The sequence below is a fragment of the [Leptolyngbya] sp. PCC 7376 genome (assembly GCF_000316605.1).
Lineage (GTDB): Bacteria > Cyanobacteriota > Cyanobacteriia > Cyanobacteriales > MRBY01 > MRBY01.
This window is the reverse complement of record NC_019683.1, coordinates 2,300,135-2,325,715: the sequence shown is the minus strand read 5'-3', so window position 1 is coordinate 2,325,715 and position 25,581 is coordinate 2,300,135. Positions and strand designations below refer to the sequence as shown.

General features: G+C 44.7%; 26 protein-coding genes and 3 pseudogenes. 14 read left to right on the top strand and 15 right to left on the bottom strand.

The window, feature by feature from the left end; translation table 11 throughout:
- Window positions 1-11 precede the first annotated feature (11 nt).
- A pseudogene (locus tag LEPTO7376_RS26380) lies at window positions 12-126 on the bottom strand (IS1 family transposase); the annotation flags it as partial.
- A gap of 42 nt (window positions 127-168) precedes the next feature.
- Between LEPTO7376_RS26380 and LEPTO7376_RS29045 the strand changes: the two are divergent.
- A pseudogene (locus LEPTO7376_RS29045) lies at window positions 169-279 on the top strand (transposase); the annotation flags it as partial.
- An 8-nt stretch (window positions 280-287) separates the two neighbouring features.
- Here the strand turns inward: LEPTO7376_RS29045 and LEPTO7376_RS27535 are convergent.
- Together LEPTO7376_RS27535 and LEPTO7376_RS10305 are read right to left on the bottom strand one after the other, a co-directional pair.
- A pseudogene (locus tag LEPTO7376_RS27535) lies at window positions 288-806 on the bottom strand (IS1 family transposase); the annotation flags it as partial.
- A gap of 101 nt (window positions 807-907) precedes the next feature.
- Entirely contained in the window at window positions 908-1,561 is a 654-nt protein-coding gene (locus LEPTO7376_RS10305) for a glycosyltransferase family A protein (protein WP_015134124.1), read from the bottom strand.
- 90 nt (window positions 1,562-1,651) lie between these two features.
- Between LEPTO7376_RS10305 and LEPTO7376_RS10300 the strand changes: the two genes are divergently transcribed.
- The 4 genes from LEPTO7376_RS10300 (at window position 1,652) to sbcD (ending at window position 7,161) form a co-directional block, all read left to right on the top strand.
- Window positions 1,652-2,110: an NUDIX hydrolase gene (locus LEPTO7376_RS10300; RefSeq protein WP_015134123.1), complete on the top strand. Its 459-nt coding sequence runs from the start codon at window positions 1,652-1,654 to the stop codon at window positions 2,108-2,110.
- A gap of 295 nt (window positions 2,111-2,405) precedes the next feature.
- A complete protein-coding gene (gene ctpB / locus LEPTO7376_RS10295; protein ID WP_015134122.1) occupies window positions 2,406-3,728 on the top strand; it encodes a carboxyl-terminal processing protease CtpB in 1,323 nt (440 codons plus the stop codon).
- 108 nt (window positions 3,729-3,836) lie between these two features.
- Complete coding sequence (locus tag LEPTO7376_RS10290) at window positions 3,837-5,810, top strand: AarF/ABC1/UbiB kinase family protein (RefSeq protein WP_015134121.1); 1,974 nt, start codon at window positions 3,837-3,839, stop codon at window positions 5,808-5,810.
- 118 nt (window positions 5,811-5,928) lie between these two features.
- Window positions 5,929-7,161, top strand: coding sequence for an exonuclease subunit SbcD (gene sbcD / locus LEPTO7376_RS10285; protein WP_015134120.1), 1,233 nt, complete (start codon window positions 5,929-5,931; stop codon window positions 7,159-7,161).
- An 18-nt stretch (window positions 7,162-7,179) separates the two neighbouring features.
- On the opposite strand, the gene LEPTO7376_RS10280 is transcribed toward sbcD, so the two are convergent.
- From LEPTO7376_RS10280 to queA, 3 genes are read right to left on the bottom strand one after another with little or no spacing between them, the layout of a single operon-like run.
- Window positions 7,180-8,472 carry a TldD/PmbA family protein gene (locus LEPTO7376_RS10280; protein ID WP_015134119.1) on the bottom strand — a complete coding sequence of 431 codons (1,293 nt, stop codon included), beginning with the start codon at window positions 8,470-8,472 and terminating at the stop codon, window positions 7,180-7,182.
- A 12-nt stretch (window positions 8,473-8,484) separates the two neighbouring features.
- Window positions 8,485-9,810, bottom strand: a complete 1,326-nt coding sequence (locus LEPTO7376_RS10275) for a tetratricopeptide repeat protein (RefSeq protein ID WP_015134118.1) — start codon at window positions 9,808-9,810, stop codon at window positions 8,485-8,487.
- 12 nt (window positions 9,811-9,822) lie between these two features.
- On the bottom strand, window positions 9,823-10,905 hold the full coding sequence (gene queA / locus LEPTO7376_RS10270; RefSeq protein ID WP_015134117.1) for a tRNA preQ1(34) S-adenosylmethionine ribosyltransferase-isomerase QueA: 1,083 nt from the start codon (window positions 10,903-10,905) through the stop codon (window positions 9,823-9,825).
- A gap of 93 nt (window positions 10,906-10,998) precedes the next feature.
- Between queA and LEPTO7376_RS10265 the strand changes: the two genes are divergently transcribed.
- On the top strand, window positions 10,999-11,535 hold the full coding sequence (locus LEPTO7376_RS10265) for a TIGR02652 family protein (protein ID WP_015134116.1): 537 nt from the start codon (window positions 10,999-11,001) through the stop codon (window positions 11,533-11,535).
- 63 nt (window positions 11,536-11,598) lie between these two features.
- Here LEPTO7376_RS10265 and LEPTO7376_RS10260 read toward each other — a convergent pair whose 3' ends face one another.
- A complete protein-coding gene (locus LEPTO7376_RS10260; protein WP_015134115.1) occupies window positions 11,599-12,579 on the bottom strand; it encodes a LysR family transcriptional regulator in 981 nt (326 codons plus the stop codon).
- 144 nt (window positions 12,580-12,723) lie between these two features.
- On the opposite strand from LEPTO7376_RS10260, the gene LEPTO7376_RS10255 reads away from it, so the two are divergent.
- From LEPTO7376_RS10255 to miaA, 3 genes are all read left to right on the top strand, one after another.
- Window positions 12,724-13,440 (top strand): NnrU family protein, encoded by a 717-nt coding sequence (locus tag LEPTO7376_RS10255; RefSeq protein WP_015134114.1) that lies wholly within the window; start codon window positions 12,724-12,726, stop codon window positions 13,438-13,440.
- 144 nt (window positions 13,441-13,584) lie between these two features.
- Window positions 13,585-13,923 carry a co-chaperone YbbN gene (locus tag LEPTO7376_RS10250; protein WP_015134113.1) on the top strand — a complete coding sequence of 113 codons (339 nt, stop codon included), beginning with the start codon at window positions 13,585-13,587 and terminating at the stop codon, window positions 13,921-13,923.
- Window positions 13,923-14,825: a tRNA (adenosine(37)-N6)-dimethylallyltransferase MiaA gene (miaA, locus tag LEPTO7376_RS10245; RefSeq protein WP_015134112.1), complete on the top strand. Its 903-nt coding sequence runs from the start codon at window positions 13,923-13,925 to the stop codon at window positions 14,823-14,825. The genes LEPTO7376_RS10250 and miaA overlap by 1 nt, the downstream gene beginning before the upstream one ends.
- On the opposite strand, the gene LEPTO7376_RS10240 is transcribed toward miaA, so the two are convergent.
- Entirely contained in the window at window positions 14,820-15,341 is a 522-nt protein-coding gene (locus LEPTO7376_RS10240) for a hypothetical protein (RefSeq protein ID WP_015134111.1), read from the bottom strand. The two genes, miaA and LEPTO7376_RS10240, sit on opposite strands and share 6 nt — an antisense overlap.
- A 61-nt stretch (window positions 15,342-15,402) precedes the next feature.
- The gene (locus LEPTO7376_RS10235) at window positions 15,403-15,987 is read right to left on the bottom strand and encodes a VOC family protein (protein ID WP_015134110.1); all 585 of its coding nucleotides are present in this window, start codon (window positions 15,985-15,987) and stop codon (window positions 15,403-15,405) included.
- 85 nt (window positions 15,988-16,072) lie between these two features.
- Here LEPTO7376_RS10235 and LEPTO7376_RS10230 point away from each other — a divergent pair, with 85 nt between their 5' ends.
- From LEPTO7376_RS10230 to LEPTO7376_RS10220, 3 genes are all read left to right on the top strand, one after another.
- On the top strand, window positions 16,073-16,720 hold the full coding sequence (locus LEPTO7376_RS10230) for a hypothetical protein (protein WP_015134109.1): 648 nt from the start codon (window positions 16,073-16,075) through the stop codon (window positions 16,718-16,720).
- Window positions 16,721-17,142: 422 nt separating this feature from the next.
- A complete protein-coding gene (locus LEPTO7376_RS24695; RefSeq protein ID WP_015134107.1) occupies window positions 17,143-17,313 on the top strand; it encodes an NAD(P)H dehydrogenase subunit NdhS in 171 nt (56 codons plus the stop codon).
- 5 nt (window positions 17,314-17,318) lie between these two features.
- Window positions 17,319-17,978 (top strand): HAS-barrel domain-containing protein, encoded by a 660-nt coding sequence (locus LEPTO7376_RS10220; protein ID WP_015134106.1) that lies wholly within the window; start codon window positions 17,319-17,321, stop codon window positions 17,976-17,978.
- Window positions 17,979-18,069: 91 nt separating this feature from the next.
- Here LEPTO7376_RS10220 and trpB read toward each other — a convergent pair whose 3' ends face one another.
- From trpB to LEPTO7376_RS10200, 4 genes are all read right to left on the bottom strand, one after another.
- Entirely contained in the window at window positions 18,070-19,323 is a 1,254-nt protein-coding gene (gene trpB, locus LEPTO7376_RS10215; protein ID WP_015134105.1) for a tryptophan synthase subunit beta, read from the bottom strand.
- Window positions 19,324-19,412: 89 nt separating this feature from the next.
- The gene (locus LEPTO7376_RS10210; protein ID WP_015134104.1) at window positions 19,413-20,798 is read right to left on the bottom strand and encodes a hypothetical protein; all 1,386 of its coding nucleotides are present in this window, start codon (window positions 20,796-20,798) and stop codon (window positions 19,413-19,415) included.
- A 152-nt stretch (window positions 20,799-20,950) separates the two neighbouring features.
- Window positions 20,951-22,090 (bottom strand): ATP-binding protein, encoded by a 1,140-nt coding sequence (locus tag LEPTO7376_RS10205; RefSeq protein ID WP_015134103.1) that lies wholly within the window; start codon window positions 22,088-22,090, stop codon window positions 20,951-20,953.
- Window positions 22,091-22,406: 316 nt separating this feature from the next.
- A complete protein-coding gene (locus tag LEPTO7376_RS10200) occupies window positions 22,407-22,907 on the bottom strand; it encodes a DUF427 domain-containing protein (protein WP_015134102.1) in 501 nt (166 codons plus the stop codon).
- A 318-nt stretch (window positions 22,908-23,225) separates the two neighbouring features.
- Between LEPTO7376_RS10200 and LEPTO7376_RS10195 the strand changes: the two genes are divergently transcribed.
- Together LEPTO7376_RS10195 and LEPTO7376_RS10190 are read left to right on the top strand one after the other, a co-directional pair.
- Complete coding sequence (locus LEPTO7376_RS10195) at window positions 23,226-23,954, top strand: hypothetical protein (RefSeq protein WP_015134101.1); 729 nt, start codon at window positions 23,226-23,228, stop codon at window positions 23,952-23,954.
- A gap of 182 nt (window positions 23,955-24,136) precedes the next feature.
- Window positions 24,137-24,364 carry a hypothetical protein gene (locus tag LEPTO7376_RS10190; protein ID WP_015134100.1) on the top strand — a complete coding sequence of 76 codons (228 nt, stop codon included), beginning with the start codon at window positions 24,137-24,139 and terminating at the stop codon, window positions 24,362-24,364.
- Here the strand turns inward: LEPTO7376_RS10190 and LEPTO7376_RS10185 are convergent.
- Both LEPTO7376_RS10185 and map read right to left on the bottom strand, forming a co-directional pair.
- Window positions 24,361-24,720: a hypothetical protein gene (locus LEPTO7376_RS10185; protein WP_015134099.1), complete on the bottom strand. Its 360-nt coding sequence runs from the start codon at window positions 24,718-24,720 to the stop codon at window positions 24,361-24,363. The genes LEPTO7376_RS10190 and LEPTO7376_RS10185 overlap by 4 nt on opposite strands.
- Window positions 24,720-25,490 carry a type I methionyl aminopeptidase gene (gene map / locus LEPTO7376_RS10180; protein ID WP_015134098.1) on the bottom strand — a complete coding sequence of 257 codons (771 nt, stop codon included), beginning with the start codon at window positions 25,488-25,490 and terminating at the stop codon, window positions 24,720-24,722. Before map ends, LEPTO7376_RS10185 begins: the two co-directional genes overlap by 1 nt.
- Between the last annotated feature and the right edge of the window lie 91 nt (window positions 25,491-25,581).

Here is a 25,581-nt window from a genome sequence, read left to right as displayed (position 1 = left end):
TATCCCGAACTCACGTTACTGTAGTGGTCGATAAACTGACGGCCACAATCTACACAGATGTGATTGTGTTTGCCTCTTTTTTCCGTTCTTACGGATATGAGTAGATTGGCATCCTGGACATTGCATTGGGTCAGCATCCTCCATCCATACCTCTATTCTGCAATGTCGATTTTGGATAATGCCACTTTCCACAAAGGAGGAAGGATTGCAGAAATCTTGGCAAAGGCGAAATGTAAGGTGTGGTATCTGCCTCCCTATTCACCAGATTTAAACAAGATTGGGTAGTCCTAAAGGTTTAAGGATGCATTGTAGTGATGGACAAAAAGCCAGATAGCTCCGATGCGATTCTCTAACTTCTTGGAGAAGGATAGAGTCTTTCGGACTAGAGGTGAAACCCTCTAGCGTACAGTGCAGTTAAAACGCTCAATGTAGCTGATTTTGCCGGTCTCTTTGCCTACAGCTTGATGATATTTACGAGGGAAGACAGTGCTATAAGCTGACCAAAAATCAGTATAAGCCACAGCGCATTGACAATAGACCCCAGGTAAAGATTCTCACAAATGCTTTGCTCCTAACTCAGAGCGGTCTCCTACATAAAGCCCAACAATCTCACGAGCATCGACATCTAGAGCAAACCAAATCCAGTATTGTTGCTGTTTATTGTCCACAAAAGACTACATCTCATCACATTGAATTGTGAGTCGCCCTTTTTTTGAGGAAACATGCACTTTTTGCGGTACGGCCTCATATTGCTGGTTGACATAGCTTTGTAGCCAAGGTTCAGAAACATCACAGAACCGAGCAATATAGTAGTGGTCATTTAGTTTGATACGTCATGTGAACCTCAATCCTGAGCCTGTCTGCAAAACCATTATGGAGTGTCTTCATCTATCTGGCGACTGCTTACTCATATGAGATTTAGCGTTGCTTTCCCTGTGATGCTATCTGCTGTGCGGATATAAATGTAGGTTGGTGGCTCAGTGATTTTTGCGACATTAAAGGCTTCTTCTGCTCTGGCCCAAAAGTCGGTATCATCGCCATATTCTTTTGGTTGAAAGCCTTTTAGCTCGAAATAAACTTCTCTTTTGCCGAAAAATGTGCCGCCAGCAACACAATCATAAATACTGATTTTCTTGTCTCGCTGATAATAATCGCTGACCCAGACATCTCCTTTGACTTCTAGGCCGCCTGAGAGGATATCAATATCTTCATGGCTGTGCATATAGTCGACTCGGGAGCTGATGTGATGGGGTAAGTACAGATCATCACTATCGATAAAGGTAATGTATTTACCGAAGGAGGCTTGAATACCTGCGTTACGAGAAAATCCAACCTTGCGATTTTGATGTTTGATGTAACGAATTCTTTGATCTTTTTGCAGCAGGGGATTAATAACGTTAAAAGTCTCGTCGCTGCTTCCATCATCAACAACAATTAATTCCCAATTCTGAAAATCCTGCGCCAATACGCTCTGGAGGCAGTCTAGTAGGCAGTGAGCGCGGTTGTAAGTACAGAGAATGATTGAAACTTCTGGTGTATATGAAAAGTTGATGGAGGCCATGTAGGAGACTTGCGCTGAAAATTATGATGTAGTGGATTGGCCTATAAAGACGGCAATCTGTTTTGATGCACCATGTAGAGGTTAATGGGCATGAACAATTCTATCTTGGTGGCGATCGCCATCCTAACCCAAGGCGATAGCGTTTTAATGCAGCTACGTGACGATATTCCTGGGATTATTTATCCGGGATGTTGGGGCTTTTTTGGAGGACATCTCGAACCCAGTGAAACTCCTGAAGAAGCTTTAGAACGCGAAATTTTAGAAGAGATTGCTTATCAAATTCCTCGGACTAAGATACAAAAATTTGGTGTATATAGCGACGAACTCCAATCGGAGACTTTAAAAAGTGTGCATCGCCATGTTTTTCAGGTGCCGTTGACTGTTTTCCTTCGTGATCTAATTCTTAATGAAGGATGGGATATGAGATTACTAAACCAACAAGCTGCCCAGGATGGCGGCGCCTACTCCGAAAAAGCAAAAAAATGGCGACCCATGCCAGCTATCCATCAGCAAATCCTTTTGGATTTCTATAAACAATATAAGGAATGAATTTTATTTCCCAAGAAGTGAAATTTATTGATTACAATAGTTTGGTAAGCAGCTGAGACGAAGTCAAACTCCCGATTTCTGCATCTATTTGCCCTCTGTCTCACACCAAATTTGTTAGCCACTGCTCTTCTCCTTAGACAAGTACTCCTCTGGGATGACTAAATTTCCCGAAAAGTGAGTTTGTTCGAGATACCCCAGCGGGAACAATATTTAGTAAAGTCCTGACTTCGATAAATAGGCTGTCTGGTCGCTCTTCCGCCTAACTTATTCGCTAATCTCTTGGCATCTAAATCCTATGACACAAACTGCTCCATTCCTAGCGATTTCCCCCAAAGCTATTTTTAATGGTGCCCTTGGAACAATTTCTCTTTTAACCTTACTGACGACAACTCCCATAATGCGTCCGGCGATCGCCGCAATGGAAGATAGTCCGAAGGTGGTTGTGGACGAAATCTGGCAGATCATCCATGCTGAATCCGTTGCCAAAAATTATGATGCAGAGGAATGGTTAAAACTTCGTAGTGAGCTGTTGGAGCAGCAGTATGATAGCTACGATACAGCCTACAGTACTATCCGTGATGCCCTCGACACATTGGGTGATCCCTACACTCGTTTCCTCGATCCAGAGCAATTTGAAGATTTAACCAGTCAGACAACTGGCGAGCTTTCTGGGATTGGTATTCGGTTGGCGATTGATGAAGAAACAGGTCTTTTAACTGTTGTTGATGTTTTAGATAGTTCTCCTGCTGAAGCTGGTGGACTAAAGGTCGATGACCAAATCGTGCAGATTGATGGTCAGATCACCGCTCTGCTCACTCTGGAGCAATCTTCTAATTTGATTCGTGGTCAAGAAGGTTCTGCTGTGCTTTTGAAAGTGAGCCGTCCAGAGCGTCCGGAGTTTGACCTAGAGCTTGTCCGTGCGACGATTGAGTTGCCCGCAGTAACCCATCGCATGAAGCAAGTTGATGGTGAAAGCGTTGGTTATATTCGTCTGGATGAATTTAGCTCCCATGCAGCTGAGCAGATGTATAAGGCGATTCAGGATTTGGAATCCCAAGCTGTTGAAGGTTTTGTTTTAGATCTACGAGGCAATCCTGGCGGTCTATTGTATTCGAGTGTTGATATTGCTCGGATGTGGATGGAAGAAGGGGCAATTGTTCGTACTGTTGACAGGAAAGGTGGCGATCGCGAATTTAGTGCGAACCAAACTGCCATTACAGATTTACCCTTGGTTGTGCTTGTGAATGAAAACTCGGCTAGTGCCAGCGAAATTTTGGCCGCAGCGTTAAAAGATAATAATCGTGCCACTCTTGTTGGAACGCGCACTTATGGTAAAGGCACTGTGCAGTCTGTTCATGAACTCTCTAACGGTGCAGGACTAGCTGTGACAATCTCTCGGTATTATCCTCCCAGTGGCATCAGCATCAACATGAATGGGGTTAACCCAGACATTACTGTGGAATTGAGTCGAGAGCAGTTTGTTGAGCTCAATAGTGACCCTGGCTTGATTGCGACTAATGCGGATCCGCAATATTCTAAAGCGATTAATATTTTGCGTAACCAGCGTCTGAGTGAGCAATCTCTTGAGGAAAATCCCTTGAATGCACGCACGCCCTAAGGCGGGGATCAGCGATCGCCCCCCAGAATTGTCATAAGAGTCTGAGAAACATTTGTTACAATCGTTTACATTGAAAGTATTCAAGTAGGCGATCGCTTCAGATAGGTTATGCCCGAACAGACTCAGACTCCTGAAACTACAACCAGTCCGGTAACTATGGTCGACTCTGAAGACTGGCGTTATAACCCTGAGAAAGTCGATAAATTAGCTAAAGAGAAGCCTTTTGCTGTTTTTGGGCGACTGAGCACTATTGTTACTAGTTTTGTGGGTCTAGCTATTCATGTCTGGTGGGATAGTTTTCGAGGTAAGACCAAATCTCCCCAAGCGCAGAAGTCTCAAGCTAATCACCTCAAGCAGATCTTGACAGATCTCGGGCCGACCTATATCAAAATTGGTCAAGCACTCTCTACACGCCCGGATCTTGTACCGCCGACTTATCTTGCAGAATTAACGGATTTACAGGATCAGCTACCGTCTTTCCCAACGGCGATCGCCTTTAAATTTATTGAAGAAGAACTCGGCCGTCCTCCTGAAGAGATCTACGCTGAAATTTCTCCTGAACCTCTCGCTGCAGCGTCCCTCGGGCAGGTTTACCAGGCTCGTCTAAAAACAGGTGAAAAAGTTGCTGTTAAAGTACAGCGGCCAGACTTAGAAAATCGTATTAACCTTGATATTGCAATCATGCGGAAAATTGCGCGGTGGTTGCAAACTAATGTGAAACGAGTCCGTTCTGATTTGATCGGCATTACCGATGAGTTTGCTGGTCGGATCTTTGAGGAAATGAACTATTCCCAAGAAGGTCGTAATGCTGAGCGTTTCAAAAAATACTACGGCGGTATGGAAGAAATCTATGTACCTAGTATTTACTGGGATTACACAGGGCGGCGCGTGCTTACAATGGAATGGTTGGATGGTATTAAGCTCACGAACCTTAAAGAAATTGCTGCATTAGGAATTGATGCTACCCATCTTGTGGAAGTGGGCGTGGAATGCTCCCTCCGACAACTTCTCGAACATGGCTTTTTCCATGCCGACCCTCACCCCGGTAATTTGCTCGCTCTAGAGGACGGACGCCTTGCCTATCTTGACTTTGGCATGATGAGTACGATTAAGCCTTATCAGCGGTATGGCTTGATTGAAGCGGTTGTTCATCTCGTCAATCGTGACTTTGATTCCCTTGCCCATGACTATGTGAAGCTCGATTTTTTGACGCCAGACACCGATTTGACGCCGATTATTCCAGCTCTTAGTACGGTCTTTGGTAATGCCCTTGGTGCAAGTGTGGCGGAGCTGAATTTTAAGAGCATCACGGATCAGATGTCCGGCATTATGTACGAATTTCCATTCCAAGTGCCTGCCTATTATGCGTTGATTATTCGTTCGATGGTGACGCTAGAAGGGATTGCGATTGGTGTTGATCCAGAATTTAAAGTACTCAGTAAAGCCTATCCTTACGTTGCGAAACGTCTATTAACTGACGAATCTGAGGAGCTGCGTAATTCTCTGAAAGATCTGTTGTTTAAAGATGGCAGTTTCCGTTGGAATCGTCTCGAAAATCTCTTGCAGAATGCGAAAACATCCCAGGATTATGATTTAGAAGGGGCTGTTAATCAGGCGGTTGATTATATTTTTTCGGAACGCGGTGATTATATTCGTGAGCAGCTCGCTTCGGAAATTGTGCAGTCAGTGGATGCTTTTGGCCTGAATACGCTGCAAAATTTCACGAATTTAGTACAACAGCGTTTTGGTCAAAAAGATACGCCAGCGCGTTCTAAAACCGTCAATGTGAAAGATAATGCCGCAAATTTAGAGCATATTCAAACGATCTGGCAGATTCTGCAAGATACGCCTAACTTTGACCCAACATTTTTGTTGCCATTAGTTCCCCGCGTTTTAATGAAGCGAGAAACACAGCAACTTGGTCAAAAAATTGCGGAAGGTTTGCTTCAAAAAGTCGCAGCACGATTTATTCGTAATGTGTTGTTGGCAGATAATAAGCCTGCGACAGAACCGAAAACAGTTAATGCTGATGTAATTCGTTATCCTTCGACGATTTCAGCTCCGAAGGCAGCTCTGCGCTAAGTTCGTTAATTGGTTTTGAGATTAAGGCGATCGCCCTTCTGAGATGCCACTGGATTCAAAATGTCAGAACCGAGCTAATGTTAAATCATTGAGCTTGGGCGATCGCCTTTCGAGTTAGATGTTTAAAATTCTCCATCTTTCAGATATTCATATGGGGAGCGGCTTTTCCCATGGGCAAGTTAACCCTGAAACCGGTATTAATAGCCGCCTTGAAGATTTTGAACAGACCCTTAGTCTTTGCATGGATCGGGCGATCGCTGAACCGGTAGATTTAGTGATTTTTGCGGGGGATGCTTTTCCCGATGCGACCCCTGCACCCTATGTGCAAGAAGCCTTTGCTGCCCAATTTCGTCGCCTTGCCGATGCGAAAATTCCGACTGTTTTGCTGGTGGGGAACCATGATCAATATTCCCAAGGGAGTGGTGGCGCGAGTTTAAGTATTTATCGCACCCTTGCGGTTCCAGGTTTTATTGTTGGTGAAAGCCTGAAAACCCATCGTGTGGAACTGGCAAAAGGTGAACTGCAAATTATTACGCTGCCTTGGATTAATCAATCTACATTGCTCACGCGCCAACAAACAGAAGGCAAAACCCTGGCTGAAATTCATGATATTTTGCTCGAAAAATTAAAACCGGTTCTTGAAGCTGAAATTCGCCGCCTTGACCCAAATATTCCCGCGATTCTAGTCGGTCATCTGATGGCTGATCGCGCCAACCTTGGTGCCGAACGTTTTCTCGCTGTGGGTAAAGGATTTAATATTCCCATTGCCTTTCTCAACCGCCAAGAGCTGGATTATGTGGCTCTCGGTCATGTCCATCGCCACCAGAATTTAAACAAAGATAATAATCCGCCGATTATTTATCCTGGCAGTATTGAGCGGGTGGATTTTAGTGAGGAGAAAGAAGACAAAGGCTATGTGATGGTACATCTCGAAAAAGGCAAAGCTGATTGGGAATTTGTACCGTTACCTGTGCGTAAGTTTCTCACGCTCAAAATTGATGTTAGCGAGGAAGCAGAGCCCGAAGCGACAATCTTGAAAAAGATTAAAAAGGCAAAGATTAAAGATGCGGTAGTGCGGCTGCTTTATAAGTTACGTTCAGAGCAAATTGAGCTGGTTAATCTCAAAAATTTGCGGGAAGCTCTTATCGAGGCCCACCAAATGGCTATTCAGCCAGAACTTGTCAGTCAGTTGGCGCGGCCTCGTTTGCCGGAACTGGGTGCTGGCCAATCAATCGACCCACTGAATGCTCTTGATGCCTATCTCAATAACCGCGAAGATTTGCGAGATATTGCCGAAGAGATGCAAATGAAAGCGGAAGAGCTTTTTGCTGAACTTGATCTTGTGCAATGATGTTTTAGCCTGTAATGGTTAGCCTGTAATCGAGAGAGATTCTAACAAAATAGATGGGGTTAAACAGGAACCTTGCCAGTGGCGATCGCCCCCTACTTCCACTACATTTTTGAGTGCTTCGTAGACATTCCCAGAAACCATTGTGTCTTTTACTCTGCCGATCACTTCGCCATTTTTGACTTGGTAGCCGAGGTCGATATTTACTGAGAAATCACCAGATAAATCTGCGCCACCGCCTAAAATTTGGTCAACAATAATTGCATCCTGAAGCTCTGCAATCATTTCCGAAAGCTGTTTTTTGCCGGGGGCAACGATTAAATTAATCAGTTCTGGTGTGGGATAGCGGCCTAGGCTTGGTCGAAACCCATTGCCTGTGGGACGTATGTTTAATTCTTTTGAAGTGTGGCGATCGCCATAAAATTCTTGGACTGTGCCTTCACGAATGAGCGACAGAGAACGTGCTTGGGTGCCTTCGTCATCGAAGTGGCAAATATAAGGTTTTGCCGTGGGGTCTTGATATAACGAAATTTCAGGAGAAATAATCTGCTTGCCTGCGGCTCGACTCCAAGGGGATGACCCCTCTAAAATCAACTTGCCGTTTAGGGCCGAGGCGACCGTTGACCACAGCATCGACGCTGCGTTACTCGTGAATAACACAGGCACTTGACCTGTACTAGGCATTGTATTTTTCGTGGCCCATTGTAAACGTTGCAAAATAGACTGAATCGTTGCCTGGGGCTGTAATTTATCCTGAGCAACCTCACCGTCATAAACCGCGAGAAAATCATCGCCTCGCACCCATTCTGTCTCTAGAAAATAGCTCAGGGAAATGTCTGCAGCCTCGCAATATAATCCCTTAGAATTTAGCAATAGTGTTTCTGAATGGTCGCACTCAAAACTGCCATGGCAAATTAGATCTGGATAAGCTTCTCGCAATTGGGCGATCGCCACTTTTCCCATCTCGATAAACGTTTCGACAGAAATTTCTGTCCCAATGGGAGGGTTGATATCCTTGCGTGCCTTACAAAAATCTGGCGGGTTAACTTCGTTGAGCTGGCTTAGGGCGATCGCCTTATCGACAAGAGTTTGGGCTTCAAACGCACCATAGGCCACCGCTAATCCCGGCCGACCATCCCGCCAGATTCGGAGGGCTGTGCCTGTGGATTCAGAGCTTTCCAGTTGTTTGAGGCGATTAGACTCGAAAGTAACGGGGCGTGAAAAAGACGACGATTGGTAAACATCCGCATCCTGTGCCCCACATTTTAAAGCTGTGTCGATCAGCTCTTGGGCAAACTCGGCTTTTAATTGCATGGCTATTTATCGCTAGGCCTGTACTTCGGTCGGACTGGCTTTTTGTTCCACAGGTTCTGCTGGAGGAGTTGTGCCGGATGTGGGGGGATTAAGGATTTGCTGCTGTAAAAAACGGTCAGCTTCTTGCACCTTAAAGTCCCGACCTTCTTGGGCGAATAATTCCCGTGCCTGCACAATAAATGTGGTCGCCTGTCGGGAATCGCCAAGGGCTTGATAGGACACACCGATATTAAAAACAGCTTCGCTGAGTGCTGGGTCGTAGATTAAGGCCTGTTCATAGGCGGCGATCGCCAATGTATATTGAGCTTGCTTTTGATAAACCACACCGAGGTTGTAGTGAGATAGCGGATCCGAGGGGTCTAAATTTAGCGCTTCTTGGAAGGCCACTAGAGCATCATCAAGATCACCATTCGCCAGTTCAGCAACGCCAAGCTGGCGGTAAGCACTGACATTAGTGGGATTAATATCGATGCTGCGCTCGAAGCGTTTTGCGGCACCATCATAGTTTTCCGCCTCAGCCAACAGTAAACCGTAATGATATTGGGCGAGGGCATTGTCTGGGTCGAGGGATGCGGCACTGCCAATGGCCTCTAGGGCCAGCTCAAATTCATTTTGTTTAAGGTAGAGCAATCCAAGTTGATAATGCGCTGGCGCATAATCTGGGTCAAGTTCGATGGCTTCTTCAAAGGTGGCGATCGCTTCGGCTGTGCGTTCATCCGCTGCGAGCAAAATACCTAGGTTGTTGTGGGCAGCAACATAGGTATTATCTAGCTCTAACGTCTTAATGTAGTTCGTCTGAGCGAGGCTGGATTGTCCTTGCACATCGTAGGCTAACGCTAATTGAAAATAAGCATCGACAAATTCTGGCTCGAGTCTAATTGCTTCCCCAAAAGCGGCGATCGCCGAGTTAATGTCACCGAGATCGTAGGAAACTAAACCGAGATTGTAATAAGCTTCAACAAAAGTTGGATCGAATTGAGTCGCGTTTGCATAAGCTTCCTGAGCTTTTTTCGGCTTCTCTGCCTCGAGGAAAAGATGGCCTTGGAGATAGTGCGCCATCGGCATCCAAGGATCGAAGGTTAGGGCCACTTCAACATATTTGTTGGCTCGTGGAAATTCGCCCCGCTGGTAAAAATCGATTGCCTGCTGGAAGGCATTACCCGCATCTAAATTTTCGGTATAAATGCCATTGAGAACCTGTTTATTGCCAACTGAGCTGCCAGCTTTTTCGGCGATCGCTCCCTGCTGCAAAAAAATACTGCCACTCAGGGCAACCATTAAACCGAGGGTAATACGTTTTTGTTTTGAGCCAAATAACACAGGGGTAACCTCCACCATTTTCCCTATGTTTCACATCATACCCTTAGCTTGTGGCAAGATAGCCATCGCATCGCCAAATGAATAAAATCGATACTTCTCGGCGATCGCCTCTTCGTAGAGACTCAATAATCTCTCCCGTCCGATGAGCGCACTGACCAGCATCAGCAAACTTGATTTCGGTAAATGGAAATTCGTGATTAAACCGTCTACTACTTGCCACTCATAGCCAGGGTAAATAAATAAATTTGTTTTCCCTTGGAACCCTTGTAGTTTTTTGCCCGATGCCACCGCCATCCCTTCCAGCGATCGCACAGCCGTCGTCCCTACAGCAATGACCCGTCCCCCTTTCGCCTTGGTTTCACGAATTTTCTCGACTGTACTCCCCGGCACATCGATCCATTCATAGTGCATATCGTGGGTGGTAATATCATCAACTTCCACAGGCCGAAATGTACCAACCCCCACATGAAGCGTGATAAAAGTCCGTTCTATTCCTTTTTGTTCCAGTTGCTCGAATAGCTCCGGCGTAAAATGTAATCCTGCAGTCGGTGCAGCCACTGCCCCGGGTGTATCAGCGTAAATCGTTTGATACTGATCAGGATTTGCTTCAGAATCGGTGACGTAGGGCGGAAAAGGGATTTCTCCAAAATCATCCAAAACAGACCAAAGATTTTTGTTGGCAGGTAAATCAAATTCGAGAATGCGCCCACCAGTCTCTGGATCACGCGCAATGACTGTTGCTGTTAGGGTTTGCTCTAAATCATGAGGTGAGGTGAAAACAATTTCTGCGCCAATCGTAAAACGTTTGCCAGGTTTAACGAGGGCAAGCCATGTATTGGCTGAACGTTCTTCGAGTAATAACACCTCAACCGGAGCACCTGTTACCTTACGTCCGTAGAGTCGCGCCGGAATCACTTTCGTATTGTTCATCACCAGAAGATCATTGGGCTGTAGCCAATCGCCGAGCTGATAAAACTGTTGATGATGGTGAGTTGTCGGAGAATCCAGTACCAATAACCGAGAATGATCGCGCGGTGTTACGGGGGTTTGGGCGATACGCTCTGGCGGAAGAATGTAGTCGTAACTGGCGAGGTTTTGGTCAGCGTTAAGCATAGGATGGGCAGGTGAACAAAAATCTCTGAGTATAATAAGTAGAATCCGTTGACGATACAGCGTCACTACTATCGGTGTAAATTTAAAGTCGTAATGCTTGAACCCAGCTTACATTACCCTATTTTCGGCGCAGAAATTCTTTGTCCGCATTGCCGTCAAACAATTCAAGCTCTGACTCTGACAGATAGCTATCTCTGCGATCGCCACGGAGCTTTTGAGGCTAACCCCGACACCGAAGAGCTCGTTCATCTCCAGTCAAGCCGCCAATGGAAACGCTGGGAAGGCAAATGGTATCGCCAACATACTCATCCCGATGGTATTCGCTTCGAGATCCATGAGGCGCTAGATCGCCTATATACAAAAGGATTTCGTGCCACAAAGCTAACGATTGCAAACCGTTATGAAATGTTAGTGAGTCGCTCTCTCGAGCTACGTGCAGCGCAGACGCATATCCCAAGTAAGTCAGACCCGCAGCCACAACAATCCCATGTTCCTGTCTTGTATGGGTTACCAGTCACTTTTAGTGAGCATAATAATCTCGATGCAAAGTGGCAAATTGTTAATTTCGAGCTAGAAACTGAGCCAGGTGTGCCCCACCGTTATCCTTATCACTATCTGTTACGCGAATAACGAAATGGCATGAATGTAGGCGATCGCCGCAACTTAACTGTATTAATTTAATTTTGAAAAAGTCTATTTCGATTTTGAATCAGACTCGCTCGGCATCAATTCACTCAGGTCAAACTTTTTAAGTTGATTGGCAAAATGAGGCAAAATTTCTTGGCAAAATGCTTCTGCTGCCTTGGAGCGATAACGATTTGGATTAATGATAACGCTGAGGATACGACGGACTTCGACCTCTTCAATATGGGCGCGGTGTAATGCACCCATCCGTAATTCCTTTTCAATCGCTGTTACAGAAACAAAAGATGCTCCTAAGCCGGATTGAACCGCATTTTTAATTGCTTCAATGGAATTGAGCTCCATTTCAATGCGAAGCCGCTTGGTGTCGATATCGCAACGCGTGAGAACTTGGTCAATTACTTTTCGGATCGTTGACTGAGAATCCAGCGCAATAAATTTGAGTTTATATAGATCATCGCGGTGAATGGTTTCTGCTTTTGCCAAGGGATGATTAACTGGCAAAATTAGAGATAATTCATCCTCTGCATAGGGCACAATTTTGAGGGTGTCTTGTAGCTCAGACGGAACTTCCCCGCCGATAATTGCGAGATCTACTTGTCCATTTGCTACACCCCAAGAGGTTCGCCGTGTTGAATGGACTTGCAGTTGTACTGCTACATCAGGATACTTCTGGCGAAATAATCCGATCATTCTGGGGATTAGATATGTACCTGTGGTTTGAGATGCGCCAACGATTAAGGTACCGCCTTGTAAATTCTGTAAATCTTCGATCGCCCGGCAAGTTTCTTGGCAGAGGGTAATAATTTTCTCGCCGTAATCAAGTAGTAAATAACCAGCTTCTGTGAGTTGTGCTCTTCTCCCGCCTCGATCAAATAGGGGAACGCTGAGCTGTTTTTCTAAATTCTGAACCTGTAGACTGACAGCAGGCTGGGAAACGTAGAGACTATCTGCGGCTCGTTTAAAACTACCTTCGGTAGAAATTGCTTTAAGGATACGCAGTTGATCCAGAGTAAATGGGATGTCAGACATACAGCCTCGGCGAGGGAAAACGATTTAAAGAGGTATCGATGCTGGTTTCATGATTGACAGTACCACAATAAGGGGATCGTATCTCTTTTGAGACATAATATAGCCTGTACTAATTCGTTTAAAAATACTTCTATTGGCTGAATTATGGCGGAAATGAGCTGGTTTACGACGAGTCACTGGGTGATATTCGGGCTTTTGTTGGGGTTTGCGATCGCCCATAGTGGTTTAGCTGCATTGCGTCCTTGGGCAGAAAATAAGATTGGCTCGCGGTTATATCGGGTGATTTTTGCGCTAGTCAGTATTCCGTTTGCGACTTGTCTAATTATTTATTTTTTCAATCATCGTTATGACGGAGCAGTGCTTTGGCAACTGCAAGGGGAAGCCTGGGTAAAACCAACGGTATGGTGGCTTTCCGCAATCTCGTTTTTCTTTCTTTATCCCTCTACCTTTAATCTCCTTGAAATCGCTGCAGTGCAAAAGCCCCAGGTACATCTCTATGAAAAAGGGATTACCCGTGTCACTCGCCACCCACAAATGGTAGGTCAGGTGATTTGGTGTGTGGGGCATTTGCTCTGGATTGGTAGTTCGTTTATGTTACTCACCTGTACTGGATTGGTAGCGCATCATTTGTTTGCAGTTTGGCATGGCGATCGCCGCCTCGAATCTCGTTATGGCAAAACATTTCTCGCGGTAAAAGAACGCACATCCGTTATTCCATTTGTCGCAATTTTGCAAGGACGACAAACTTTTAAATTAGGGGAATTTCTAAAGCCTGCCTATATTGGTGTTAGTGGTTTTATTGCGCTGCTATGGTGGGGACATCCATGGCTAATGGTGATGACAGCGAAAGTGCCTTGGTAAATATGCATAACTAAATTTAGTGTTGATGGGGATCAAAAAAGCATGGTCATCAATTCATGGAAAAAATATGATCCCCACGACCGATACAGGTAAGATAAGAGACCAAGATAAAATGTGTACATAGAACGAAAACAACGGGAGATCATGGTTCTGTCGATCACCGAGGAAAATTTCAAGCAAACTGTTTTAGAAGCAGACCAACCCGTCTTGGTGAATTTTTGGGCTCCTTGGTGTGGTCTTTGCCATTTATTACACCCTTTCCTGATTAAAATGCAACGAGAATGGCATGGGCGTTTTTTGCTCGTTGACGTGAATGCTGATGACAATCTTAAGCTGGCAAATACTTATCGTCTCAAGACTTTGCCTACTGTGATTTTGTTTAATAATGGCAAAATTGTTGAACGTGTTGATAATTTTCAAGATCGCGATCGCCTTCATGCTCAGCTCGAACAACTATTGCAGGGCGTCGTGATCCCGAACTGATGACTCTGCCTCTAATCGTAATTTGTGGTGCAACAGCGACGGGAAAGTCAGGTTTAGCTTTGAAGCTGGCAGAAGAATTAAATGCGGTCATTCTCAGTGCAGATTCGCGGCAAATATATCGAGAATTTGATATTGGTACAGCTAAGCCGAGCCGAAAAGAATTAGCTCAAGCACCTCACTATTTAATTGATATTTGTGAACCAACTGAAACGTTAACTTTGGCAGAATATCAAGCTCAAGCTCAAGAATTAATTGCAAAATTTCAGGCCGAAAATCGCCATATTCTTTTAGTCGGTGGGACAGGTCTTTACGTCAAGGCGATCGCCAAAGGCTTGAAAATTCCGCGCGTGGCTCCCCAGCCTGACTTACGAAAACAATTTGCCGAGTTGGGCCAGAAATATAGCTATCAACTATTGCAGCAACTTGACCCGGTGGCCTGCGAGAAAATTCATCCCAACGATCAAGTTCGTACTTTGCGGGCTTTGGAAGTTTTTTATGTGACGGGTAAACCGATTACGGAGCAGCAGGGCGAAAATCCACCAGACTATCCGATTATTCAAATTGGCTTAGATTGTGATCTTGACCATCTCGAAGATCGGATTCGTCGTCGCACTCACCAAATGGTAGAACTAGGCTTTGCCTCAGAAGTGAAAACTCTTGGGAAGAAATATGGCTGGGATTTACCGTTACTGAAAACCCTTGGTTATCAAGAGTTTGGGGAATATGTCAGAAACGAAACGACAGTTCAGGGGGCGATCGCCGCAACGGTTTTACACACGCGTCAATTTGCAAAGCGCCAACGCACTTGGTTTCGAGCTGTCAAAGAAATTAATTGGTTGAATAACGAAGCCTCCGATTTATTTGATCAGGCGATCACCCTCATCCAGAATTCCGAATCATAAAACATAGGCACAATACCAATCCCATTCCCGATAAATTTCCGAGATGCGCCCAGGAATCTGTTCTTCAGGGTCATAACATTGTTCAGTGCCTAAGCGATTCTCATCGTCCATCCCAAAACTGGCGATCGCCTCTGTTTCAAACAAGCCAATGTCAATAATTCCAGTACCACCACAGCGGGGAAATATTTGGGTGAGGTAATCCTTAATCAAGTCGTCTGACTGCCAGATTGTTTTGGCGATCGCATCAGATTTGCCAGTTTCTCCCAACCCGAGAAAAAGACCATTCACTCTTTTTTTATTCTCAAATCTCGCTCCCACAAAACTTTGATAATCAGCGTTGTCATAAACCCGAAACGTGACCTTTGCCCCTTGCTTTCGAATATCTGCCATGACCGAATTCACTGTTTCTTGGCAAGTCATTTCCTGTGCATTCACTTGATTCTCTTGCATTGGCAGCAATGGACTAGCCCAAAGTATTACAGCTGCCATCAGACTTTGAAGTGGTGCGTTTTTCATGAAAAAATCCCAGTGTGATTGATCTTGTGATGAGTCGAGCGCTCACCTCAATATCCAACCTCTAGGACATTACTTCCGCAATTTCGATGACTTGATCTTCCCAATCTTTCACGAGGAAATTTAGTGGTTTTTCTTGGCGAATTTTATATTTCAAACGACGAGATTGCACACGTAATAGAACTGACTCTAAGCATTCCTTATCAAAACAAACGTGGCGTTGCTGATTTTTCTTGCCTAAACTTGCACCCGAAACAACATGGAGCTGAGTATCTTTTTTGAGTTGATACCAAAGTCCCTCACGATCTTTCACCGGAGACATTCCCATTGCCGAGGGCGATGCTGCGCTCATATACATTGGGTCAATACCGCCTGCGCCACCGAGGGTTTGCTCGTAGTTGTAGTAATAATGCATCGGCACATCTGCCGTTGGTAATTGCAGAATCCCCTCATAAAACCGTTGTGCCACATCCAAATCCGAAACCATTATCGTGTGAACTTTCGGGGCACTAGTTAGAAACATCCACATCGCCACCCCATAAGCACAGAGCAGAATGACCATAATGCCTTGGGTGGAGAACAGCGAATCAAAAACTGGGAAAAATGCGCCGAGGTAAAGATGAGTAAGGATTGGGGCGGCTGCAATCATAGATCAAGCGTTTATGGGTAAATCGACTATGATGAAAGTCTAAATAGTCTGTTTAGGTGATTTTGTAGGCATTATATTGTAGGACATGGTTCAGATTCCGAGTTTTCCCGAAGCGAATCATCCCTTGATTCAATCCCTTAACCATTATAGCGATTTGGATATGCTCACCCTTTTCCAGCGTTATCCGGAGCAGGGGAAATATTTTACTGGGCTTTTTTGTCGCTATGCACCCATCGTTTATTCGCTAATTGGGAATTCTGCGCGATCGCCGGTGCAAGCAGACTATATTTTTGCACTGACATGGCGACATATTTTTCATGAAATGCGCGGCCTGAATTTACGAGACGAAAATACGAACGCTGATACTCTTCAAAATTGGCTTATTAATACGACAGCGATGTGCATCAATGGCACGGAAATGCCGCCTGTCGAATCCATTAATTACGACATTAACGAAGCAACCCCCCCACTGTGGTGCTACCTCGAACAGGCTCTAGAACTCATTCCACCTTTGGCGCGACTGATTTTGGTGATGGCTGATAATTATCACTGGAGTCCCACTCGAATTTCAGCATACCTTCAGGCAGAGGGAGAAAATCTCTCTACTGAAGATGTCGAATATTGGATTCAGCAGGGTCGTCAATTCGTGATTAATGAGTTGCCACAGGATATTTGTGAGCTATATTTCCCTGAATCTCTTGAATCCCGCGAAGATTTACTGGATGCAGTCTAGATTCGTTTAGAGAAGAGCGTTGAATGTTAATAGGGAGAGTTCTAGCTACATTTGAAATTACTGGTCGAGGTCTTGTTGTCGCTACTGACATACTTTTGAACGAACTTCCTTGTAATGCACAAGCAATCTCGGGCAGTCAAATTGAATTTAGAATTCACGGAGTGATAAATAATGTGGCAACTGTTCATGGGGTTGAAATGCCTACACCTTTGAATGATCGAACTCCATTTGCATTCTCACTCAGCTCTGGAATTAGCAAAAATGACATCCGAATCGGTTCGGAGTTTGCAATCATCTTGCAATCTAAAGTGGACTTGAGAAATAGCTAAGTTTCTATGGATGGAACTATTCGGCTAGCGCTGACATACAACTACGGTAAACAGCTATCATAAATTGAGTATTTTTTCAGAGGTCATATTCTTATGATTCTTCCCGGCAGCACAGTACGAGTAACTAATCCCGACGATACATTTTATCGTTTTAAAGGTTTGGTGCAACGGGTGACGGATGGTCGCGCAGCAGTTTTGTTTGAGGGCGGTAACTGGGACAAAATTATTACGTTTAATCTCTCTGAACTCGAAGAGAGCAAGTAGACGATATGCGTTTGCCCTTGCCTCAATTTAGTCTTGGCGATCGCCACCCGGATCATATTGCGGAGGTCATCGAGACAACCACCACAGAGTTCACGGCACAATGCTTGGAACCAGAAGATTTAAGCTTCCCGGTGATGCCGCCTTTTGGTAGTTGGGTGAAATCCTATGACGAAGAATCCGGCAATGTTGTCTATGGCATCGTGACCTATGTGACGACCTCGCCGATTGATTCTGTTCATCGGGCAAGGGCATTGGGCATGAGTTTGGAAGAATTGCGAGAGCAGCAGCCTCAGATTTTTGCGATGCTCAAGACAGAATTTCGAGCTGCAATTGTTGGGTTTGAAGCTCCACCCAAACGTAAAAATGGCAAGCATGGCGAAGTGTTTCAATATTTGCCGCCTCGCCCACCCCAAATTCACCAATCGGTTTACCATTGCGAACCGGAAGAAATTATTCACTTTACCGACAAGCTCGAATTTTTGCGGGTTTTATTACAAGTGAATTGGGTTCCACCAGAATCACTCATCGCGGCATCTGTGCGAGAAGTTTATCGACTACGGAAAGGCGATCGCCAATGGCTAGTAAATGTCGGACGAATGATCAGTACTTTGCTCAAGGATGACTATGATCGGTTGCGTTACATCCTGAGCCAAATTCATTGGTAATTGAATCGAACTCAATAAAAAAGGCGATCGCCCCATGTGAAAAATCAGGATGGCGATCGCTTAAATATTTGACTGCATTATTTGTCAACGATTAATCCCAACCATTTTTATCAAGGTATTTCGCGACAGTTTGCACGTCCTTATCGCCACGACCAGAACTGTTAATCACGATGCGAGGACTGCCTTCTAGTTGAGGACAAAGAGTTTCGAGGTAAGCGAACGCGTGCGATGTTTCTAGAGCAGGAATAATACCCTCAAGCTCAGATACAAATCGGAAAGCCTTTACCGCATCCTCATCAGTCACACTGTAATATTCTGCGCGACTCGTATCCTTGAGATAACTGTGCTCAGGGCCAACACCGGGATAATCAAGGCCCGCACTAATTGAATGCGCCTCAACCACCTGACCTTCTGTATCCTGTAACAAATAACTCATCGCGCCGTGCAAAACACCCGGTTGCCCTTGGGTTAGAGTTGCTGCATGGTGACCACTTGCTACACCAGAACCTTCAGCCTCGACACCAATTAAACGAACAGAACTATCTTTTACAAACTCGTGAAATAAGCCCATTGCATTTGAGCCACCACCCACACAAGCCATGAGAATGTCAGGTAAGCCTCCCCATTTCTCTTCGCATTGAGCGCGAGTTTCTTCCCCAATAATCGCGTGGAAATCCCGTACCATCATTGGATAAGGGTGAGGGCCAGCCACAGAACCCAGAATGTAGTGAGTATTTTCGACGTTCGTTACCCAATCTCGAATGGCTTCAGAAGTCGCATCTTTGAGCGTACCTGTTCCCGCTGCTACAGGTTGAACTGTTGCACCGAGTAGCTTCATTCGGAAAACATTAAGAGCTTGACGCTCCATGTCCTGCACACCCATGTAGATGATGCATTCCAATCCGAAACGTGCGCAAACAGTTGCTGTTGCCACACCGTGCTGCCCTGCGCCAGTCTCTGCAATAATCCGCTTTTTACCCATCCGCTTCGCTAAAAGAGCTTGGGCGATCGCATTATTAATTTTGTGAGCACCAGTATGATTGAGATCCTCACGCTTGAGATAAATCTGAGGGCCAGAACCATCTGGGCGTGCATAACGTTCAGTTAACCGTTCCGCAAAATATAACGGGCTAGGACGACCCACATAATCCTTTAGCAAAAGCTCTAATTCAGCCTTAAATTCTGAATCGTTGCGATATTGAGCATAGGCAGATTCCAGCTCAGCTAGTGCAGGCATCAAGGTTTCGGGCACATACTTGCCGCCATACTGACCAAAACGACCGAGGGCATCGGGCTGATTGGCATCAAAAGTTTGACTGCTAGGAGAGATCGGAGAAATAGTCACGATGTACGTATAGATGAAGACAACAATTCTAAGTAGGGATATTGTAACCCCTTCATCCAAGTAGATTTGTAATCATCTCCCGAACTTGCCTATGCAGTCACTACTGGCATGATTTTCATCAAAGAAGCTTGGCGCTGTTCAAACAACTTATTAATGCCCTTAACGACAGTTAGAGTGATTTCTGGATTAATACTTTCGAGGAATTCTTCTTGGGATAGCTCACCCCGGAAAAAGAGTTTGGCGCGATCGCACTGTTCCCGCACTGCATCAAAACCAATCGATTTCACAATATAGGTTGCCAATGGCGAATTCTTTAGATCATAGGATGCGCTTTGATAACGGCCCTTTTCAAGTAGATCAAGAACTTCTTTCTCCACCTCATTTCTAAGCGGGAATGCACTATCAATTGCAGGGATGTAATCAATTAACTTGGACTGAATATCGTCTTCTCCCTGCGACGGTAATTCACCCATCATGCTGGAGAGCGGAATATCACGACCAAGTCGACGAGAAATAGCCTCAAGAAAACCAATCGTAAATAACTTGCAACCGAGGTATAAACGACCAACCTGCAAATTATGCTCAGACTGCGCCACTAATTCGTCATAAATAGCTTTGTCTGGCTCACCCATAAATTCTTGGAAAATAATATTAGGTCTAAGGAAGTTCATAAACCCTTCCATTTTTTGGAGAGCTTGACGATATTCCACGACTGTATAGGAAGAGCGATTGTGGAGATTATGATTGGTTTCAGGCAGTAGATCCCATGTCCCATCTAGGAAACGTGCAGCTTTCGGATGGGCAAAGCTACCGACATCACGGTTTGACAATCTAACCGCACGGCGAATCGTATCCTCCATTTGCGCTTTGGAGAGATGCACATCATATTTTTGATTAACGACCTCTAGGCGATGGAACAGCGCCATCGCAGCGCTAACACCTGCTTCATTATCGGGACGGAAAGGAATCGTTGTCTCGATGCAGCAAATTACTTCAACAAGCTGTGCAGGAGATAAGAATGGTTCTAAAACCTTGGCACCAACGACAGCGCTCAAAAATTCGTTCTGCCCACCAAAGGAAGACAAGGGTTGTCCTGGCTGAAACCCAAACAAATCAAGGATAATTCGGAATAGCGGGTCATCGGGGAGTTCGTCTACTTCACGAATAAATAACTGTTCGCGGACTTCCTTAACAAAAGGAACGATGTAATAGCTGAGGTTGAAATTGACACTCTTGTCCACCTGAACGTAGACAACATCATGGAAGAGGGCTGCAAGGAGCTCGATGGGATGATCCGAACCTCCAACTTCAAAAATGTGCTCTGGTGTATGGAAAGAGCGCCAAGGACCTGTCATGGTCTGCACGATGAGATTCGCTATTTTATTTAGCTGAGTCATCTCAAAGTCAATGTGAAGTTCTTCCATTGCCCAGATGAGTTTTTGTAGACATTGTTGGTGATCGTTTTCAAAACTCACGGGAACCTCCCCTAATTGCGCCAAAAATATTGGTAGTGTGGCAGTTGATACTTACGTGTGTGATATCAAAGGTATAGATGCTCTAAATTTAGCAAAGGTAATTCAATGAGGGCAAAGATCTAGATCACTCCTTTGGTTGATCTTCAAGAGAGTTAGTCAGATTCGGGTGGTATAGGTAAGGAAAAAAAGAAGGTAGAGCCTTTGCCATGAATCGATTCTAGCCAGATTTTGCCACCATGGCGCTGTACTATTTTTTTACAAACTGCTAAGCCGATACCTGTACCTGTGTACTGAGTTTGGGAGTGGAGTCGTCTGAAAGCATAAAATATTTCTTCAAAGTAGTGTTCTTCGATGCCGATGCCATTGTCTTGGCACCTGAAAATCCACTGTTGGTGAGTCTTTTGGGCGCTGATATGGATATCTGGTCTTATGTCTTCTCTATGGTACTTAAGGGCATTTTCGATCAAATTTTGAAAGAGTTGGCCGAGTTGTAAAGGATTGCCATAGACTTCCGGGAGACAACCAACTGTGATTTTTGCATTGGTGGTGGCGATCGCCGAGCTGAGGCGATTTAAGACTTGATGGACAATAATCTTGCAATTTACTTCTACAAACTCGCTGTTTGCTCGATCAACTCGAGAATAGGTCAAGAGGTCTTCGATCAGTTGGGTCATTTGTTTGACGGAGCTTTGCACTGATCTGATATATTGCTGCCCTTTTGCATCAAGGCGATCGCCGTAACGCACTTGTAAAAGCTGTGACCAAGAATAAATGCTGGAGAGAGGCTGTTTCAGATCGTGAGAGGCAATGTAGGCAAATTGCTCTAACTCTTGATTTGATTGTTGAAATTTGAGCTGAGTACGCTCATGCATTAGTATCTCTTGCCGTAATCGTTCGTTGGCAATCCGCAAATCCTCTTGGTTCTTTTTACGCTCGATGGCATAGAGGAGCGATCGCCATAAACTTTCTTGATCTCGCGCAATATTTTTTTTGACTAAATAATCTTGAGCGCCTTTTTGTACTGCTTCTAGGGCAATGTCTGAATTATTTGTATTTGTCAGGACTACTACAGGGGTGTGGGGAGCCGCTTCAATAATGACTGAGAGAGATTCCAAATCTGGGTTATCTGGCAAACTCAAATCGAGTAACACCACATCAAAGTGATTTTGACTGAGTGCATCTAACGCCTTTTGTAGATCGAGTTCATGGGAAATTTGACAGTCTTGTTCCGTTAGATCAAGCAACAGTTGCTGTAATAAGTCAGCTTCTGCTAGATCATCTTCGACTAACAAAATAGCTAATTCGTTGGGAAGAATAACTGAACTCCTTCTGCACTCTAAATGTCTTGATTGTGAATTGATTGGGCCAAACTAACAGCAAAATAACATCTCAATTGCAAGCTTCGAGCATACTCTGCTCGTTAAGGGCATTGCTTAATAGGGGGCCGCCAGATGACAAGAAGAAGTTTGTTGTATGGACAAAAGCTATATTCTCGCCATAACCAACTCAATTGGGTTAGCAACATACTTTGAGACTGCCTTGTGTTGACACTATTCTAAGGCTCTGCGCCACAAAACTGAGGGATATTAAAGTTTTGCTTGTCAGGTTTCACCAACCAAAACTGCCAGGTTCTCCTTTGAAAGGGCCAACGATATCTTTGGTAATCCAGCCGCCGTAAAATCCACCGGGTTGAGGCGTTACTTTTTCGTCATCGACGTAACATGCATCCATTGGTTGGGCATAGAAGGCGACATAGTTTTTGAGCTCGGTAAAAGTCGCAGTGGGTTCGGGATAATACCAAGCGACTTTTTCTAAGGTTTTATCGTTAACGATGACGCTGTAATAGCGAGCGATGCCTTTCCATTCGCAAAAGGATTGTCCGGGAGCTTCTTTAAGATATTTTTGTTGGATAGAGTTTGGTGGTAAGTAATAAACGGGGGGATGGCTTGTTTCTAGAACGCGATAACTTTCCTTGGTTTCGGCGATCGCCACGCCATTAAAAATAATTTTGATTGGCTTATCGCAAGGTTCGAGACGAGGAGGACGTGGATAATCCCAAACGGATTCTTGATCGGGAGCAGCTGGGAGAGGTTCGGGGCGAAAAAACATATATAGACTCAGAAAGAATGGTGTTAATTGATCATCAGTGACGTACAGAAAATGCTCATAAATCAGGCTGAAAGGCTTGTCATACTTGGCCTGAAAGTTTTTGTGATGGAATGGGAATAATAAAGTTAAGGAACTCTAGTTTATCAACTTACATCATTAATGTTTGAGTCGATTGACTGCTGAGTTTGACAGAAAAGTTGCGGTCATGATCGGTAACTAGCTAAGACTTAATTTTGATTTCAGATCGTGCGCAAAGACTAATGGCTACCAAAATTCTATTCACGCTTTATTGAAGATCATTAAAGGCATTTGAGTATTATGGCTAAGCGTCATTTTTTGGAGTTGGCTCGTAATGGTGAAGCACAGGCGATCGCCACTTTAATCAATCGGAATCTCCATCCGAAAGGGATTTTTGCCATCGTTAAATACGAGTTGGGCTATCTACAGATTTGTTTAGAAGGGCAGGAGATGATGCGGCGTGCCTCCCTCATGCGATTTATCCGCGAAGGGCTAAAGCGTCTCGATGTTAATGGGGTGCGTCTGGTGCGGGTTTATGGCAGACGTAAAGGTGAGTCTTTTTTCTGCTGGCATGATTGTTTTACCCTCTCGGACAATCCACCTAAGTTAACTGATTTGGATGTGACGCCAGATGATGTCAAACAGTTGGCTCGCCAAGGAGATTTAGAGGCGATCGCCTTATTGCTCAATGATGCGATTAGCCATAAACAATGGAACGCTATCGTCGAAATTAAAGACGGTTGTTTAAAGATTGATATTCATGGTGAAACGGCTCCCGATTCAGATGCAGCAGTGACTTTGGCTACCCGTCTGATCGCCAAAATTCGCTCGGCATTTTTCAATCGCGTTGAAATTCGTGGCTATAGTACCAATCCCGAATTACTCCATTGGCTCGATTCCTTTGAAAATGAGGATCAAGAGATTTTAGAAAAATCGACGATGCCCAAGAAAAGCACAATACCGCCTAATACCAAAACCAATTCCGATAATCGTTTTATGATCATTAGTAAAATTAAGACTTGGTTTTAACGCTTAAACTTTGTGGATTGCTGGACAGATTGACTCACCTATTCAACTGTCGAGTGGATAACAATGATTTACAAATCTTGTTGAGATAGCCGTTAAATGGTGGCGATCGCCGTACCAAGGGAGCAACAGTGATTCGCTAAGATGGAAATCCGAATTTTTGACATCTATATCGAATCACTACCATGACAACCGAACGTGAATTAGCCGAATGGCCCGAGAAAATCAGACGGGTTCGTGGTCAATCCCCGCTACCTAAAAGTTCAAGCCGTCACACTCGCGGTAATTCGTTCTTCTTGCGGGTTGTTTTATTTATTAGTGGCTTGGCGATCGCCCTAGCTGTTGGTAATCAACTCCAACAAGTCCAACAATCGGAATCCCAACCCCGCATCATCCGAGAATATCGTCGTTAGGGTCGTCCCCATTCGATTTCCCGTATTTTCCGATCCATTGTGATTACGACAGCAACTGCCTCGCCGAAACCATCACCATCCACCGCCACATAAACCCAACCCCAATCATTGGGCTGTTTGTTTGGCCAATCGTCGAGCAGCTCTAAAGCTTCAATCATGTCCACAGCAGGCGTATCCCAATAATCAATCATCGTTAAATACTGCTGACGCAATTGCTCCGCTGCATTCTCTCCTTGTAACTCAGATGCCAGATAAGAAGCCGCTTTCTCAAAATCCAAATCGACTAATGCTTGAGCAAACTGTAGAGCACATTGACCGATAGGCGTGTTATTAAAATTTGGTGCTTGATCCGTCATTATTCCGATAGAGTCATAATTTCAGGGCCGTTAGGAGTGATGGCGATCGTGTGTTCAAACTGGGCAGATAACTTGCGATCTTTGGTGACTGCAGTCCAACCATCCTTTAGTAATTCCGCTTCATAGGTACCTTGATTGATCATCGGCTCAATCGTGAATACCATACCGGGACGAATCTTTTTGCCTTTGCCACGAGTGCCATAGTGAGGGACTTGGGGTTCGGTATGGAAAATATTGCTTACACCGTGGCCGACAAAATCACGTACAACTGAATAACCTTCAGCCTCAGCATATTCCTGAATAGCAGCACCAATATCACCGATACGTCCATTGGGTTGAGCTGCTTCGATACCAAGGTAAAGACATTTTTTTGTGACCTCAACCAGATGCTCAACTTCAGGCTTGGGTGTTCCGACGAGAAAAGTACGAGATGTGTCGCCGTGATAACCCTCGAGAATTGGGGTCACATCAATATTAATAATGTCACCATTTTTTAAGACATCTTTTTTGTTGGGAATGCCATGGCAAATGACCTCATTAACACTGGTACAGATCGACTTTGGATAAGGATTGCTTTTGCCATAGCCAAGGGGAGCACTTTTCGCGCCATGTTCTTGCGTCCAGGCCTCCGCCGCATCATTCAGTTCTAAAGTACTTACGCCAGGTTTAACCAGGGGAGTTAGGTAATCAAGTAATTGTGATGCTAAACGCCCCGCATTACGCATCTTTTCTATTTCTCGTTTTGAAAGCAGAACGATTCCTTTACCCATGAGAGTTAGCCGTCTTTATATATAAGGTGAAATTTGACTGAGGGAAATTAATGAATTTAGCTATTGTAACAGCCTCAAAAAGTTGAAGATA

What these genes read in the sequence shown, in the direction of transcription:
- LEPTO7376_RS24695 (WP_015134107.1), top strand. Translation starts at nt 17,143, where the DNA reads ATGATTCTTCCCGGCAGCACAGTACGAGTAACTAATCCCGACGATACA.
- LEPTO7376_RS10240 (WP_015134111.1), bottom strand. Translation starts at nt 15,341, where the DNA reads ATGAAAAACGCACCACTTCAAAGTCTGATGGCAGCTGTAATACTTTGG.
- LEPTO7376_RS10220 (WP_015134106.1), top strand. Translation starts at nt 17,319, where the DNA reads ATGCGTTTGCCCTTGCCTCAATTTAGTCTTGGCGATCGCCACCCGGAT.
- miaA (WP_015134112.1), top strand. Translation starts at nt 13,923, where the DNA reads ATGACTCTGCCTCTAATCGTAATTTGTGGTGCAACAGCGACGGGAAAG.
- LEPTO7376_RS10275 (WP_015134118.1), bottom strand. Translation starts at nt 9,810, where the DNA reads ATGGTGGAGGTTACCCCTGTGTTATTTGGCTCAAAACAAAAACGTATT.
- queA (WP_015134117.1), bottom strand. Translation starts at nt 10,905, where the DNA reads ATGCTTAACGCTGACCAAAACCTCGCCAGTTACGACTACATTCTTCCG.
- LEPTO7376_RS10280 (WP_015134119.1), bottom strand. Translation starts at nt 8,472, where the DNA reads ATGCAATTAAAAGCCGAGTTTGCCCAAGAGCTGATCGACACAGCTTTA.
- ctpB (WP_015134122.1), top strand. Translation starts at nt 2,406, where the DNA reads ATGACACAAACTGCTCCATTCCTAGCGATTTCCCCCAAAGCTATTTTT.
- LEPTO7376_RS10260 (WP_015134115.1), bottom strand. Translation starts at nt 12,579, where the DNA reads ATGTCTGACATCCCATTTACTCTGGATCAACTGCGTATCCTTAAAGCA.
- LEPTO7376_RS10190 (WP_015134100.1), top strand. Translation starts at nt 24,137, where the DNA reads ATGACAACCGAACGTGAATTAGCCGAATGGCCCGAGAAAATCAGACGG.
- LEPTO7376_RS10230 (WP_015134109.1), top strand. Translation starts at nt 16,073, where the DNA reads ATGGTTCAGATTCCGAGTTTTCCCGAAGCGAATCATCCCTTGATTCAA.
- LEPTO7376_RS10250 (WP_015134113.1), top strand. Translation starts at nt 13,585, where the DNA reads ATGGTTCTGTCGATCACCGAGGAAAATTTCAAGCAAACTGTTTTAGAA.
- LEPTO7376_RS10185 (WP_015134099.1), bottom strand. Translation starts at nt 24,720, where the DNA reads ATGACGGATCAAGCACCAAATTTTAATAACACGCCTATCGGTCAATGT.
- sbcD (WP_015134120.1), top strand. Translation starts at nt 5,929, where the DNA reads ATGTTTAAAATTCTCCATCTTTCAGATATTCATATGGGGAGCGGCTTT.
- LEPTO7376_RS10300 (WP_015134123.1), top strand. Translation starts at nt 1,652, where the DNA reads ATGAACAATTCTATCTTGGTGGCGATCGCCATCCTAACCCAAGGCGAT.
- LEPTO7376_RS10290 (WP_015134121.1), top strand. Translation starts at nt 3,837, where the DNA reads ATGCCCGAACAGACTCAGACTCCTGAAACTACAACCAGTCCGGTAACT.
- LEPTO7376_RS10255 (WP_015134114.1), top strand. Translation starts at nt 12,724, where the DNA reads ATGGCGGAAATGAGCTGGTTTACGACGAGTCACTGGGTGATATTCGGG.
- LEPTO7376_RS10195 (WP_015134101.1), top strand. Translation starts at nt 23,226, where the DNA reads ATGGCTAAGCGTCATTTTTTGGAGTTGGCTCGTAATGGTGAAGCACAG.
- map (WP_015134098.1), bottom strand. Translation starts at nt 25,490, where the DNA reads ATGGGTAAAGGAATCGTTCTGCTTTCAAAACGAGAAATAGAAAAGATG.
- LEPTO7376_RS10305 (WP_015134124.1), bottom strand. Translation starts at nt 1,561, where the DNA reads ATGGCCTCCATCAACTTTTCATATACACCAGAAGTTTCAATCATTCTC.
- LEPTO7376_RS10235 (WP_015134110.1), bottom strand. Translation starts at nt 15,987, where the DNA reads ATGATTGCAGCCGCCCCAATCCTTACTCATCTTTACCTCGGCGCATTT.
- LEPTO7376_RS10265 (WP_015134116.1), top strand. Translation starts at nt 10,999, where the DNA reads ATGCTTGAACCCAGCTTACATTACCCTATTTTCGGCGCAGAAATTCTT.
- LEPTO7376_RS10200 (WP_015134102.1), bottom strand. Translation starts at nt 22,907, where the DNA reads ATGTTTTTTCGCCCCGAACCTCTCCCAGCTGCTCCCGATCAAGAATCC.